This window comes from Shewanella schlegeliana (assembly GCF_016765635.1).
Lineage (GTDB): Bacteria > Pseudomonadota > Gammaproteobacteria > Enterobacterales > Shewanellaceae > Shewanella > Shewanella schlegeliana.
The window spans coordinates 1-12,615 of record NZ_JAESVD010000014.1 but is presented as its reverse complement, the minus strand read 5'-3'; the positions used below and the strand labels follow the sequence as shown (position 1 = coordinate 12,615).

The window sequence follows — 12,615 nt, the reverse complement described above, 5'->3', positions numbered from 1 at the left end:
GAGCTCTTCATGCGTGTAAGTATGCTTAATCTCTACAGCAATAATTTACAGAGTCTGCAGAACTCCACTGCCGATATAGCCAGGCTCAATGAGATGATGTCTACAGGCACATCAATACTGCGCCCATCTGACGATCCTATCGGCTCGGTAAGGGTCATTGGCAATGAGCGGGACATGGCCGCTACCAACCAGTATATAAAAAATACCGAATCGTTAAGCACTAGCTTTAGCCGCTCAGAAACCTATATGTCGAGCATGGTCGAGCTGCAAGGTCGTATGCGTGAAATTACCGTATCGGCCAATAATGGCAGCTTATCACCTGAAGACAGAGCGGCTTATGCTGCCGAGATGAATGAGCTATTAGAGGCGTTTGCAGATACCCTCAACGCTAAAGATGAATCCGGTAACTACCTTTTCTCTGGTAACAAAACCGATACTGCTCCTATCGGAAAAGATGCCGATGGTAACTATGTCTACCAAGGCGATACTAACACTCGTGAAGTGCAAACCTCCGGCTCATCTTGGATGACGGCTAACAGTACCGCAGCAGACTTTATTTTCTCTAACGGCAGTGCTGATATCCTCAATCAAACTAAAGACTTTATTGCAACGCTCGAAGACCCAACACTGGCTCCAGGCGATCCTGCATTTAGCCAAGCCGCCGAAGAGATGCAAACCAGTTTAGATGACACCCTTACCAGTATTAGCTCGGCGATCACCGATATAGGTGGCAAGCAAAACACCTTAAGCTTGGTGCAGGCTTCCCATGAAGAACGCGTTCTTTTTAATAAAGAAGTGATAGGTGAAACTGAGGGTTTAGACTATGCTCAGGCCACTGCAGAGTACAACTTAAAGCTAACCACGCTTAAAGTGACTCAACAGACATTTGTGCAGGTGTCACAACTATCCCTGTTCAACCACATATAAGTTCAACCTTGATCTAATCAGCTTAAGAGAAGTTAATGCTCAACGGGATTTCAGACTCACTCAATGTTCAACAGCGCAGCCAGACGGTTGCGCCGAGCATTGGCATAAAACAACCGCTAAGAGAACAAACTAAGGCCAATGTTGCTAGCATTCCAAGCCATAGATTAGAGAGCTATAACCGCTGGGCTAAGGTCACACAGGGACAGCACAAGATCAGTGCGTCTCAAGTGGCAGAGCAAGGTCTGCAGCAAGTACAGAACCTGCTTAAGCAGTTGCAAGGCCAAAGCCAACAATCACTTTCATCTAAGCTAGACTCTTCTAGCCTCGATAGTGAGCAGATGAATCGCAGTCTGCAGATCCAGCAAAAACTGGCGCAACTGGAGGTCAGCTATCATGGTAAGCCTCTGATCGATCATCAGCTCAACCTAATATCTAGCCAAAGACCCGCAGCCAAGTACAGTTTCAGCTTGAAATCTGTAGATTTAGCCGCAGCAAAACCACGCGATGAACTGATCAATATGCAGCTAGGCAGTGAGTCAGTAAGAGTATTATTACCCGCAAATGCACAACCTGCAGAGCTAGTAAGTAGACTCAACAGTGCGCTTAAGCCGCTGGATATGCAGGTACTTCGCAGCAATGAAGGCCGAGTCATCTTCAAGAGCAGTAAACAGCAATGGCAGCAAGTGCAAGCAGGGCTATTGATGATCGGACAAGGTCAAAGATTGCCTGCGGGGGATGTCAGAACCATCAAGGTCAGCGAAGAGCTCAACTGGCAAGATCCCAGAGAATGGCGCTTCAATAGTCCTGCGGATCTCAAACAGACTATGGCTAAAATAGCCAAGACACGTCACAAGGTCGAGTCGCAGTTACAAGAGTTAAGTAACAGCAAGCAGCAGCTTCAACAGCAATTACACAGAGTAAACCAGCGCAAAGACACAACATTAGAGTTGGAGTCGACTTTGACTCAAGTGGCCAGCTTAATGCAGTCCTCACCTTTTAGTCTGCAAGTGACCTCGCTAATGGCGCAGGCAAATCTGAGCCGTCCACAAGTATCGGCCCTACTCTCTTAAGAATTGAGTGGTTTGGGGGCTAGAAATATATGGCCCCACAAACCCAATAGTGACATCTATACCGTTACGACAGCAGGGTGAGTATTGAGGCTAAGTCATCAAATTTAGCTTCATCCAAAAGGTTGATAGCATACTGGCTATAGTTTGCCTTATGCTGCCGATTGGTGTGATACACCTGAAAACACATGATGATGTCATGCTCAGATAAACCCTCATTTTTAGCGGCTATCACGGCTAAATAGCAACGTAGCATAAAGAAATCCAACAGCATCACTCTAAAGGCCTGCGATGGAGTGAGTTTATCGACTAGAGGGAAGTTCATCTGGTAAAAGTAATAAAGCAAATAACGGCTAAATAACTCTTGCTGGTCCTGCAGTGCTGGCACTGCCACCTCTTTCCAAGCCCGATTAATCTTGCTCATACTAATGCTTTTCTCTTCATCAGCCATGGCACAGATAGCTTGATTGATTAGTTCAAACCGACTCCGCCCTCGTCTTACTTTATTGGTATTTAGCCATAATTGAATTGAGGTAAACGCATGCATTTGGTGTGCATCTGTATCTTGATTAAAGCCCTCAAAATGCTGCTTGAGCTGGCCGTTATCACTTAAAATAATCAGCTGCTGAAACATATTGTCGATGGCACTACTTTCAAGTTCACCATTAGCAACACGCTCGGTTGTTTTCATCAAAATACCAATTGCGGTAAGACCATGCTCCAAAGGTTGCTCTGGCTTTAGGAGTAGCTGAATAGAGTAGTCATATGCCTTCTGTGCCCAAACTGGTGTTGCCTTAAAGGTGCGATGGTGGGTGAGTGTCGTGCGTTCAACACGAAATGCATCGGGCCTAAGCAGAATATTTCTCGCCGCTTCAGGGCAAGATAGCGACAAACTGTCATAACGATCCCCTCCTCTCATATGCGCCATTCTGGGATATGTCTTGCAAGTATTACTCAGTAACGCTTCCCCAGCCTTGGCATGAATTTGACAAAGTTTATTCTCATCTAAAAAGCCACAAGCCCCCTCTTCATTCAAAACCGCTTGAGCCCAAACCTGCTCACTCTTTTTGACCTTCTTCAATGCCGTTTTAGCCAAGACCTTAAGCTCGCTATGTGCCAAGGTTTTTTTATAGCTTTGCTTATCAATATGGATATTCCAACCGTAACAGCAACTATCTTCACACTCCCCGCCAATGCAGCTGAAGTTGGTGACGAAACTGGGTCTAATGAGTGAATACTTCATTCTCGCTCTCTTTGTAATCAAGTTTTGGTTAAGCCTAGATATAGCTATTAAAGCGACCCCATCACCTATTAACTAAAGCTTTTTTTGTAATTCGACAATAAAAAATAAAATATTTAACACATTAAAATCAATACTTTAAGGCTGGCGCAATAAATTAATTCATCCATTGTTTTCAGTTTTCAATTCGCGTGTCGTTTTAAGATTATAGAAACCAAACAATCAGTAAAACCTAAAGGAATATCCTATGTTATCTGTAATGACTAACAACGCGTCTAACATCGCTCAAAATGCTGTCACTAAAAATAATGACCTACTTAGCAACGCTATGGAGCGTCTATCTACAGGTCTTCGTATCAACAGTGCATCTGACGATGCTGCAGGTCTACAGATTGCGACTCGCCTAAACGCTAACGTAACTGGTATGGAAACAGCTGGCCGTAACGTATCTGACGCGACTTCTATGCTACAAACTGCCGATGGCGCATTAGATGAACTAAACAACATCGCAACTCGTCAAAAAGAATTAGCGACACAAGCAGCTAACGGCGTGAACTCGGCAGAAGACATGAAAGCGCTAGATGCTGAATATAAAGAGCTTAACAAAGAAGCGATCCGTATCATCGATAGCACAGAATACAGTGGTAACAAGCTATTTACTGAATTAGATGGTGCGGTAGACTTCCAGATCGGCGCATCTTCAGCTGAAAAACTAACCGTAACGACAAAAGTTGCTGATGTTAAAGCGCTATTCGTCGGTGGTCTAGCAGACCAAGCAGCTGCTGTAGCTGAAATCGACAACGTTGATAAGATTATTGATACCGTTGGTGCAGAGCGTTCTAACCTAGGTGCGAGTATCAACCGCTTAGGCCACACAGCGTCTAACCTAACTAACGTTACCGAAAATACTAAAGCCGCTGCTGGCCGCATCATGGATACAGATTTCGCAGTAGAAACAGCTGCGATGACTAAGAACCAGCTACTAGTTCAAGCAGGTACTAACATCCTGTCTTCTTCAAACCAAAACACTGGTTTGGTTATGGGTCTATTGGGTTAATCTTCCCCCCATTCTCCCAACTTTCTATCAAGGGCCTTCGGGCCCTTTTTTTGACAACAAATTCCCCTCAATACTTCAGTGGCCCTAGCTTGAGGTCGCCTTACTAATTACGTGGTTGTAGCGAACATAACCCCCAAGTCTCAAGCGGAAGCAATACTTCCCTTCCCCTGCGACTAACGGAAAATCAATTAACTCATCGCACATCCTAAAACAAGCAAAAACACCATAAAACATACACTTAACTTTTGGCATGAAGATTGCCATTTGCATAACAGCAAGATTGGAGGATCAAATGATTTCAGGTATGGGTGGCGCCTCATTCGCCGAACAACTTATCGTCGCAGAACGTATGGGCAAAGATCAGATATTTGAAAGCAATATGACCAAATATGAGGCACAACTTGATGCCTATAAGATCCTTGAACGTAGTCTAGATAAGATGACCAGCAATCTTGAAAAGATTAATGGCGACGCCTTCGAAGGCAAAACCTCTTCAATCAGCGATGATAATGCCTCGATCATGGTCGAGAGCGGTGCACCAACGGGCAACTACGACCTGTATATCGAGCAACTAGCTCAGGCGCACCAATTAACTAAGAGCTTCGGCAGTGAAGACAGTCTGCTGCCCACCAGCGGCGTTATTGAGATCCAACTTGGCTCAGATCCTGCTGACAGCATTAGCCTTGATATGTCGGTACTAAACCCTAGTGGGACTGCCACAGTCAAAGAGCTCACAGGCATGATCAACGAGCATTCCGACAATCCAGGCGTACAAGCTTCTCTTGTACGAACTGGCGGTCAGGTTGAGCTAATGCTCTCATCTACGGCTACGGGTGCAGAAAATAATATTAGTGTCAGTATGAATGGTGCCGATTGGGGCATGACTGAGCGACGCGCAGCACAAGATGCCAAGGTTAATCTCAACGGCATCGATATCACCAGTAGCAGCAATAACTTAGCCAATGTCATCGATGGCGTCTCTATCGAACTCAACAAAGTCCATGCGGTGGGTGAAAGCAGCAGTATTAAGATCGCATCAGATACCGATGCCAGCGAACAGGCCGTTGAAGACTTCGTCGATATCTTCAATAACTTGATGGACGAGATAAATAAGCTCACTCGCTCTATGGGCAGCGAAGAGTTAGACGATATCAATAACGAAAATGACGATAAAGATGACAGCGATGAAGATAAAGATGATAAAGATGACGACTTCAACTCTTCCATCACAGAAGATCAGCTAGGCGTACTCAAGGGTGATTCGAGCATTCGAATGCTGCAACAAAATATGCGTGATGCCATCTTCGATACAGCGCCAAACGGTATGCGCCTATCGGATATCGGCGTTGAGATGGGCCGAGACGGCAAACTCGATATCGACCAGGATAAGCTAACCAAAGCCCTCAAAGATGACCCTGATGCGATACAAGCCATGTTTACCGACTCTGGCAGTTATATCGACAGGCTCGATACTCTCATCGACCCTTTCACCAAGTTCCAAGGCTCTATGGATCTTAAGCAAGAGAACTTGGAGAAACAGATCGAGCGAGTCGAAACCAGCATGGACAATCACGACAGACAGATGGAACAGAGGTATCAAATTTACCTAGCTCAATTTACCGCAATGGAAGCAACCATCAGCCAATTAAACTCAGCTAGCGCACTGTTTTATTAAGGAAACAACAAAAAAATGTTGAACGAGCACGATCCCTTTAATGCTTATAAGCAAACCTCTCTAGACGCGAGAGCCGCAGCAGCAAACCCTCATGAGATGGTGCGCATGTTGCTTGACGGCCTATTAGAGGAGATCCAACGCGCTGCAGGTTTTATGCAGCGCCGCAGCTATGAAGATAAAGGCCAGAGTATCAATAAGTGCCTCAATATCGTCCATGGACTCGACTCCATGCTCGATATTGAAAATGGCGGCGAAGTCGCGGCAGGCCTAAACCGCCTTTATGACTATTGCAGTCGACAACTGGTAACCGCAAGCGTTGAAAATAGCGTTGCCGCCCTAGAACCCATCACTAAGGTAATTACCGATGTCAGAGCCGGTTGGGCAAATCTCAATTGAGCAGTGGCAGCAGTTTGAAAAAGCGCTGCGATTTCACGCCCAAGCTCAAAATTGGGAAAAGTTGGTTTTAGTAAACCAAAAAATGACCAATGCCCTTAAAAGAGCGGGAAAACCAAATTCCCGCTCGCAGTTGCTTGCGCGCCAATCTTTAGCCCGTACTCATCAGCAAGTGTTGCAGCAGTTACATCAATCTAAAGACCAGCTTAAGCAAGAGATGACACAGTTTAAACAGCAACAAGATGGCCTAGCCGCCTATCAACTAACCTGTGTCAGTGGCGGAGTAGATAATGACTAGCCCAGTATTGCCAAGTACATCAGTCACCTCAGCGGCGACAAACTCAGCCACATCGACTCCAATAAAAGAAGCAAGTAACCAAGGGACTGTGAACTGCGTTAACTGCGACCTAGCTGAACATGACTCGTTTGAGCAGTACGCTCAGGCGCTGGCTCCTTTTTCACTGATACAACCACATCAAGCCTCCACTGAACGACTACCACACACGATGGCGGATCTTTCAACGAGAGGGGAGACTCAGCCACTTAATCAGTCACTGACCGCAACGCTTCAGCTGACACGCCATAGCAACTCACAATTGGCGATCGAGCCACAAGTTGCTGCCACCACTTACCAAACAACAGAAGGGCGTAGCCAAACCCCAGCATTTTTATCGCTTAGCCAGCAAGCTTTAAATCAATCTCAATTGGCCACACAAGCTACGAGCACTCAAGTACAAACTCTCGATACTCGAGCACAGAGCTTGCCCTTGAACATGATCACGTCGCAGGGAACAGAGATAGGCAACACGGCTGCGACCAACGGCAGCTTTCCATTAATATCAGGTGCAATGAAGCCTGATAGCTTTGCAGGTTTTAACCCCTTTCAAGGCACAACCAACCCTTTTTCAACCACGCTCTCAGCAAACATGGTTGAAAACGGAACCAGCAGCGCCATCGATTCGGTAAACCAGATTTTAGCAACTAGCTCTCGTACTCAAAGCAGTGTTGCTCAGTGGGGACCCGTTTCTGTTTCACAGTCAGCTCCATTGCCACAGCAGAGCCATGAGATGCTTTCGCCGCTGAGGGAGCAGCTTAGATTCCAAATAGACCAACAGATAAAACAGGCAGAGCTAAGACTCGACCCTCCAGAACTTGGAAAAATTGAGCTTAATGTGCGCCTAGATGGCGATCGCCTACATATCCAGATGCACGCAGCTAACTCATCGGTAAGAGACGCACTATTGATGGGGCTAGATAGATTGCGAGCCGAATTAGCAATGGATCATGGTGGCCAAATTGATGTCGACATCAACCAAGGCGAGCCGCAGCAACAAAAGCATCAGGGCAGTTCTCAATCGGCTATAGCATCAGCAAGTCTCCATGAATCACTCGCCTCTGCTGATATCCCCCAACAAGATCAGGTCGATCTACTCGCGTAATTTAGGAGTTATTCATGTCATCAACTAAAAGTAACAGCAAACGGATTATCACCGCCCTTCTGGTTGTCTCTTGGACAGCAGGTATTTTCTGGGTCGGTTGGCAGTCGCCAAAGCTTATCGGTGGCCCCTTTGAAGCTAAAGAAGCCGAAGTAAAATCTGCCCAGTTTTACCCTCTCGACAAATTTGTCATCTCCATACCCGGTGATGAATACCCCCATTACCTTCTGCTAGAGCTAGCACTAAAAAGCCGCTCTCAGAATGTAGAAAGCACAATTAAACAGGCCGACCCTGTTATTAAAAACTCTCTAATGAAGATGTTTTCCCATAAGCACTTCAATGAGCTCAATAACGCGCAGCAATTCGAATCCCTGCAAAAAGAAGCTCACGGCTTACTATCCACAGTATTAGCCGAGAATGATTTTGCTATCGAATTAGATGATGTGCTGTTTACTCGTATGGTTATTCAATAAAGGCCTATGCTATGAATGCAGCACAATCTGCCTACCAAGAAGTTTCTGAAGATAGCGTGATGAACCGTCAATCCGAGAGTCAGGTGATGGTGCAGTATCTGCCTTTAGTTAAGCGTTCAGTATCACAGCTTAGAAGTCACTGTGGCTCCGTTCTCGCTATTGAAGATATGGAACAGATAGGCATGATGGCGCTACTCGAAGCAGCGAGACGTTACCCCGGGGAATACGATAATGGCTTTATCTCATTCGCAGGCCAGCGTATTCGTGGCGCTATTCTTGATGAGCTGCGGCGTCAAGATTGGCGGCCTCGCCCAGTAAGGCAGCAGGCCCACGAACTTAACGATACCGTTAGGCAGCTAACTCGGCTATTAGAGAGAGAACCAACAGATAAAGAGGTTGCTGAGGCAATGGGCTTGAGTGAGACCGAGTACCGAGAGCGGCTATTTGCCTCCCAATCTGAGTCGATGCGCAGCTTAGATGAACTCATAAGCGAAGGCGGTCATTTTGTCGATAAGAATGATGTGTTGGAGCAATTTTCAGCAAAAGAATGTTTATTTCAGGCTATTTCAAAATTAAACAAAAGAGAACAGCTGATCCTGTCGCTTTACTATCAACATGAACTCAATTTAAAAGAAATTGCCGCAACCTTGGGGTTAACTGAAACTCGTATTTGTCAGCTGCATAAACAAGCAGTTAAACAGCTTCAGAATATCTATCAACAATGGGAACGGTAAGCAGGTGAGGTAGTATGAGCAAACTGTTAGGGCTAGTGATAATTCTCTTGTCGGTATTTGGTGGATACGTGTGGGCAGGAGGAGCATTGATCTCCCTCTGGCAGCCAGCCGAAATCCTAATCATTTTTGGTGCAGGTGTAGGGGCACTTATTATCGCGAACCCTAAACCTGTTTTACTTGAGATGTATGAACAACTCAGAGAGTTGGTCAAAGTTGAACAGGAAGACCCTGAACTCTATCCACAGCTCTTTGGTTTAATGGGCATGTTAATGGCGCAGATTCAGTCTCAGGGACTGCGAGTACTAGACGACCATATAGAGAAGCCTAGAGAAAGCTCACTCTTCCTCATGTACCCTGCGGTACTAGAGCACCCAAATGTGCTTAACTTCCTGATAGATAACCTAAGACTGCAATCTATCGGCAAGATGTCGGCTCATGACTTAGAGCATATGCTAGAGGAGGAGATCCATCGTATCGACGAAGATAGAATGCGCCCCTCACACGCACTGAATAAAGTCGCCGAAGCTATGCCGGGCTTCGGTATTCTTGCGGCAGTAATGGGGATCATTATTACCATGTCGAACATCGATGGCCCAATCACTATGATTGGCGTCAAAGTTGCCGCCGCCTTAGTCGGTACCTTTATCGGTATCTTCGCTTGTTACTGCATATTTGACCCTTTATCGAAGGCCCTAGAGCACTTAGTTGAGCGTAAATCAGCCCAGATGCGTTGTGTCGCAGCTATGCTAGCAGCTTTTGCAAAAGGTAAGCCGCCAATGCTTGCCATCGATGCCGGTCGCAAACAGATCCAGAGTGAAAACCGTCCAACATTTATCGAACTTGAGCGTTGGATGGTGGAGCAGAAAAGCTAATGGCAGCCAGACCCGATCAAGCCATCATCGTTCGTCGTAAGAAGCGTTCTAAAGCCAAAGCCGCCCATGGTGGCGCCTGGAAAGTAGCATTCGCCGACTTTACCTTGGCCATGATGGCACTATTTATGGTGCTCTGGATCATGCAGATAGCCGATCAGCAAGAGCGAGCCATGATAGTGCAATACCTCAGAGGTGATCTGTATGCCACAGGTTCTATCAATCCATTTGATCTCAGCAGTGCGCCCTCAATGGTAGACTTTGAGGCCAGTATCGGGGTTCAGCAGGCGGTGTTACCAGCAACATCCACTGGAGCCGATCGCAGTGGCCCGGCTATGCATAACCGTATTCCAAATGGTGATGAAAATGCCAAGGCAGGCAAAGGTCCTGAGTTAAATTCTTTAGTGCCAGGCAAGTTTGAAACTCAGGCTCAACTTGAATTCCTCGCCAGAGAAATCGATCAGGTCATTAAAGATGTCAGCATGGGGGCCAACGTGGAGCTACAAGTTGTCCCTCAAGGTGTGCGGATCTTAATGCACGATAATATACATCAATTTATGTTTACTCGTGGAAGCTCAGAGATGAAGCCTTACTTCGAAGATCTGTTAATGGCTCTAGGGCCACTTCTAAGTAAAGTGGAGAATAAGATCACTATCTCAGGACATACTGACTCTAGCCAGTACGCAGGCAAGGTATTCACCAACTGGGAACTGTCAAGCAAACGCGCCCTGCTCGCCAGAAGAGTACTCGAGTATGGCGGACTTAGACGCAGCCAAGTTATTCAGGTAACAGGGATGGCTGACCAAGCACCTTATATCATTAACGACCCTGCTGCTGCGGCAAACCGACGCATAGAAGTATTGGTCATGACGTCAGAGGCTGAAGAACAGTTGCGTCAAATGATGGGACTGCCGTCAGAGCAACCCGCCCCAAGTGATGAGCTACAACAGGCAAAGCGAGTTGCCGAGGCAAACCAACCGCGAACAAGATATCCACAGCAATGGACGACCCAATAATAATCCAGGCTGAATTTATCCCTGCTGATAAACAGCCTAAAACTCAGAAAGAGCAGGAAGAAGGCCGGCAACATACAAGGTTTAGCCTGAGGGAAAGCAACCATCAAGATATTCGTTTTGCCTGCGATGGTGTAACCGTTTCACTAGTAAAAAAATACTGTTTAATGAGTAAAAACATCGGCATAGCCAACATTAAAGATATTGGTTTGGGAGGGGTAGGATTAATTAGCCGCTGTAACTTACAACCCAAGCAGACCATCTTTATATGCTTAGGAGAAGAATACTTTCAGATTCAGGTTATGCGCGTTGCGAAAATTAATCACAAACTTAACTTTATCGGCGCAAGATGGACAGAACGAGACGAAAGACAGATAGGTTACATCACCAATAAAATCTACAACTTGAGTCGGTCACCACAGGTTTAGTGGTTTATACAATCTAGGTATTCAGTGACAAACAAGGAGATCACAATGCCTGCTTCATACGAGCGAAAAGGGCCCGATGCCTTACAAAAGCTCTTTCTATACCTAATAATATTTGACTGGATTGCTTTGATCTACCTTATTGTCGAGATCAAAAATATGTCATTTCAGCACGGAGCAATTACTTCTGTAATGGTAGCTGTATTTAACCTAATCCTAGTTAACCTATGCTTTAGACGCGCACGAAGAGCAGAAGATGGATATCAGATCTATCCAGTCATCATCGGGGCCTTATTGTCATTTGTTCTTATCGCCTACTTCTTTTTCTTTTAGCGCCCCGCCGTCATTGCCTAGCCCGTTGCCTGTATAACGGGCTATAGCAACCGATAGATCACCATGTAAAGCTTACATTTATCTCAGCAACTGATTTCAAGCAACGACTATCCTAAATATCCCCCCTCTTTCGATGCAGAGTTAAAACCAACAACATTAACCACGCTCTAATTGAATGCGCAAGCTTGCTTATACGCGACAGATTGCAAAAGTAAGATTAGCTCTAGAGAGTCGCCCTTGTGTCGCGCAACGAACACATGAAGACTAATAAGCCCTGCTTTGGATGCAATGCATTCAAGAGCTTTGTAGCGCGAGTAATTTGTTACGAGACAGGAGAGCAAGGCAGATAGATGCTGAGAATGGCGAAAGCCATATGCTCTCAAACGAGAGACAAGGATGTCGAGCTGGCTTTTGTGCAAGGAGGTATCAAAGTGCGAATGCCAAAAATGCATAGACGCAATTTCTGGCCATGCTCAGCGGCTGGCGACCGCCGAGGCCTTTCCTCGGCATCTGCCCCATAGGGATATGGTAAATGTCATAATGATGTCAGGAACATCATTGACCATGTCACAAAGGCATTTGTTAATACTAAACATCAGATGGCGGATGTGTCGATTATGCTGGAGCTATAATCGCCCTCGGTTCGCGCAGCGAACACATGGGGGCGAAGAAGCCCTGCTCTGGATGCAACGCATTCAAGGGCTTTGTAGCGCGAGTAACTCGTTACGAAGCTGGGGACCCCGCTCAGCGGCGGGGCGACGTCGGGAGTAGTTCTTTTCGCGGAGCGCATATACGAAAAAAGCCCTAGCGTTTTCTGCTAGGGCTTTTTCGTGTATTTAGCGCCTGGAAATGACCTACTCTCACATGGGGAGACCCCACACTACCATCGGCGATACTGTGTTTCACTTCTGAGTTCGGAATGGATTCAGGTGGGACCACAGCTCTATGGTTTCCAGACAAATTTGGTAAATTT

At 46.1% G+C, this 12,615-nt stretch carries 14 protein-coding genes and 1 rRNA gene; 13 read left to right on the top strand and 2 right to left on the bottom strand.

Features of this window, described 5'->3' with window-relative positions; all coding sequences use genetic code 11:
* Positions 1-9: 9 nt before the first annotated feature.
* Both flgL and JMA39_RS19130 read left to right on the top strand, forming a co-directional pair.
* Positions 10-927 (top strand): flagellar hook-associated protein FlgL, encoded by a 918-nt coding sequence (gene flgL / locus JMA39_RS19135; protein WP_202723486.1) that lies wholly within the window; start codon positions 10-12, stop codon positions 925-927.
* Between the two features lie 35 nt (positions 928-962).
* The gene (locus JMA39_RS19130) at positions 963-1,997 is read left to right on the top strand and encodes a hypothetical protein (protein ID WP_202723485.1); all 1,035 of its coding nucleotides are present in this window, start codon (positions 963-965) and stop codon (positions 1,995-1,997) included.
* Between the two features lie 64 nt (positions 1,998-2,061).
* Here the strand turns inward: JMA39_RS19130 and fliB are convergent, their stop codons facing one another.
* Positions 2,062-3,237 carry a flagellin lysine-N-methylase gene (gene fliB / locus JMA39_RS19125; protein ID WP_202723484.1) on the bottom strand — a complete coding sequence of 392 codons (1,176 nt, stop codon included), beginning with the start codon at positions 3,235-3,237 and terminating at the stop codon, positions 2,062-2,064.
* Positions 3,238-3,481: 244 nt separating this feature from the next.
* On the opposite strand from fliB, the gene JMA39_RS19120 reads away from it, so the two are divergent.
* The 11 genes from JMA39_RS19120 (at position 3,482) to JMA39_RS19070 (ending at position 11,642) form a co-directional block, all read left to right on the top strand.
* Positions 3,482-4,291 carry a flagellin N-terminal helical domain-containing protein gene (locus JMA39_RS19120; RefSeq protein WP_202723483.1) on the top strand — a complete coding sequence of 270 codons (810 nt, stop codon included), beginning with the start codon at positions 3,482-3,484 and terminating at the stop codon, positions 4,289-4,291.
* A gap of 292 nt (positions 4,292-4,583) precedes the next feature.
* Positions 4,584-5,966, top strand: a complete 1,383-nt coding sequence (gene fliD / locus JMA39_RS19115) for a flagellar filament capping protein FliD (RefSeq protein WP_202723482.1) — start codon at positions 4,584-4,586, stop codon at positions 5,964-5,966.
* 15 nt (positions 5,967-5,981) lie between these two features.
* Entirely contained in the window at positions 5,982-6,362 is a 381-nt protein-coding gene (gene fliS / locus JMA39_RS19110; protein ID WP_202723481.1) for a flagellar export chaperone FliS, read from the top strand.
* Positions 6,331-6,657, top strand: a complete 327-nt coding sequence (locus JMA39_RS19105) for a hypothetical protein (RefSeq protein WP_202723480.1) — start codon at positions 6,331-6,333, stop codon at positions 6,655-6,657. Before fliS ends, JMA39_RS19105 begins: the two co-directional genes overlap by 32 nt.
* Positions 6,650-7,798, top strand: coding sequence for a flagellar hook-length control protein FliK (locus JMA39_RS19100; RefSeq protein ID WP_202723479.1), 1,149 nt, complete (start codon positions 6,650-6,652; stop codon positions 7,796-7,798). The genes JMA39_RS19105 and JMA39_RS19100 overlap by 8 nt, the downstream gene beginning before the upstream one ends.
* 14 nt (positions 7,799-7,812) lie before the next feature.
* Complete coding sequence (locus JMA39_RS19095; protein ID WP_202723478.1) at positions 7,813-8,268, top strand: flagellar basal body-associated FliL family protein; 456 nt, start codon at positions 7,813-7,815, stop codon at positions 8,266-8,268.
* An 11-nt stretch (positions 8,269-8,279) separates the two neighbouring features.
* On the top strand, positions 8,280-9,002 hold the full coding sequence (locus tag JMA39_RS19090; protein WP_202723477.1) for an RNA polymerase sigma factor FliA: 723 nt from the start codon (positions 8,280-8,282) through the stop codon (positions 9,000-9,002).
* 14 nt (positions 9,003-9,016) lie between these two features.
* Positions 9,017-9,874, top strand: a complete 858-nt coding sequence (motA, locus tag JMA39_RS19085) for a flagellar motor stator protein MotA (RefSeq protein WP_202723476.1) — start codon at positions 9,017-9,019, stop codon at positions 9,872-9,874.
* Positions 9,874-10,887 (top strand): flagellar motor protein MotB, encoded by a 1,014-nt coding sequence (locus JMA39_RS19080; protein WP_202723475.1) that lies wholly within the window; start codon positions 9,874-9,876, stop codon positions 10,885-10,887. Before motA ends, JMA39_RS19080 begins: the two co-directional genes overlap by 1 nt.
* Positions 10,872-11,312 carry a hypothetical protein gene (locus JMA39_RS19075; RefSeq protein ID WP_202723474.1) on the top strand — a complete coding sequence of 147 codons (441 nt, stop codon included), beginning with the start codon at positions 10,872-10,874 and terminating at the stop codon, positions 11,310-11,312. The genes JMA39_RS19080 and JMA39_RS19075 overlap by 16 nt, the downstream gene beginning before the upstream one ends.
* Before the next feature lie 45 nt (positions 11,313-11,357).
* The gene (locus JMA39_RS19070; protein ID WP_202723473.1) at positions 11,358-11,642 is read left to right on the top strand and encodes a hypothetical protein; all 285 of its coding nucleotides are present in this window, start codon (positions 11,358-11,360) and stop codon (positions 11,640-11,642) included.
* 841 nt (positions 11,643-12,483) lie between these two features.
* Here the strand turns inward: JMA39_RS19070 and rrf are convergent.
* Positions 12,484-12,599, bottom strand: a 5S ribosomal RNA gene (rrf, locus tag JMA39_RS19065).
* Between the last annotated feature and the right edge of the window lie 16 nt (positions 12,600-12,615).